1 protein-coding gene is annotated in these 1,305 nt (G+C 60.3%); it reads left to right on the top strand.

Going from position 1 to position 1,305, the window contains the following annotated elements; translation table 11 throughout:
* Positions 1-1,305, top strand: a 1,305-nt coding sequence (locus tag P0R31_RS40650; RefSeq protein ID WP_275521222.1) for a non-ribosomal peptide synthetase, incomplete at both ends; no start/stop codon positions are given.

A 1,305-nucleotide genomic window follows, 5' to 3' on the forward strand; every position in this document is an offset into this window, starting at 1 on the left:
ATCGCCTCTGCAGCTATATGCAGCGGGCGCTCGAGCAACTGGCGCAGGCGCTGGAGCATGCCCCCAACACGCCGGTGCGCGAGCTCGACATCCTGCCGGCTGACGAACGCAGCTACCTGCTGGAGGATCTGAACCGGACGGCGGCGGCCTATCCGTCGGAGCGGTGCATCCATGAGCTGTTCGAGGCGCAGGTGCAAAAGGCACCGGAGGCGGTGGCGGTGGTCCACGAGGACGAGCGCCTGAGCTATGGCGAGCTCAACGCGCGGGCCAACCGGCTGGCGCATCATCTGATCGCACTCGGAGTAAGGCCGGGGGATAGCATTGCGACAGTGCTTGATCGCTCCATCGCTCTTGTGGTGGCGCAGCTGGCGATCCTGAAGACGGGCGGAGTGTATGTGCCGATTGATCGCGCCCTTCCATCCGCGCGACAAGAATGGCTGATGGCTGATTGTGCTGCCCGCCTGGTGCTTAGCGAGATTGACGGTGATGATCTGGTTGAGGCGACGATACCTGTTCTGGCGATTGAGCCGCTCATAGTTGGAACGGGATCTAGTTCCGATCCTGGCCTAGCGTTGAGCGCTGAGGCTGCCGCTTACATCATGTACACCTCCGGCTCAACCGGCCTTCCCAAAGGAGTTCTTGTTCCTCATCGTGCTGTCAACCGGCTGGTGATCAATAATGGATATGCGAAGATTGAGGCGGGGGATCGTGTGGCATGGGCCGGCAATCCCGCCTTCGACGCAAGCACATTCGAAGTGTGGGCGCCGCTGCTTAACGGCGGTTGCATTGTTATAATGCAAGCTGTCACAGATCCTGGCAGCTTTGCCCGGGCGCTTAAACATCACGGGGTGACGTCACTCTTTCTAACAACAGCATTATTCAATCAACATACATCATCGATTGCTCCGACGTTAGCCCAACTCAAGTACCTCCTCTGTGGAGGAGAGCGCAATGATCTTCGCTCATTTCTGACATTGCTGAAAGAAGAAGGTCCCGTACGTCTCATTCACTGCTACGGCCCGACCGAGACGACGACTTTCGCAGCAGTCTGGAATTGTCCGGTTGATTTTGATGGGGCAGTGGTCCCGATCGGCCGTCCGATTGCGAACACGCGGGTGTACCTTCTGGACGGGCATGGCGCGCCCGTGCCGTTCGGGGCGGTGGGCGAGCTTTACATTGGCGGGGCGGGAGTGGCGCGCGGCTATCTGAACCGCCCCGAGCTGACGGCCGAGCGCTTCATCGCCAGTCCCTTTGTGGACGGCGATCGGCTGTACAGGACCGGCGACCTCGGGCGTTATCTGCCGG

Source organism: Bradyrhizobium yuanmingense, assembly GCF_029167105.1.
Classification (GTDB): domain Bacteria; phylum Pseudomonadota; class Alphaproteobacteria; order Rhizobiales; family Xanthobacteraceae; genus Bradyrhizobium; species Bradyrhizobium yuanmingense_A.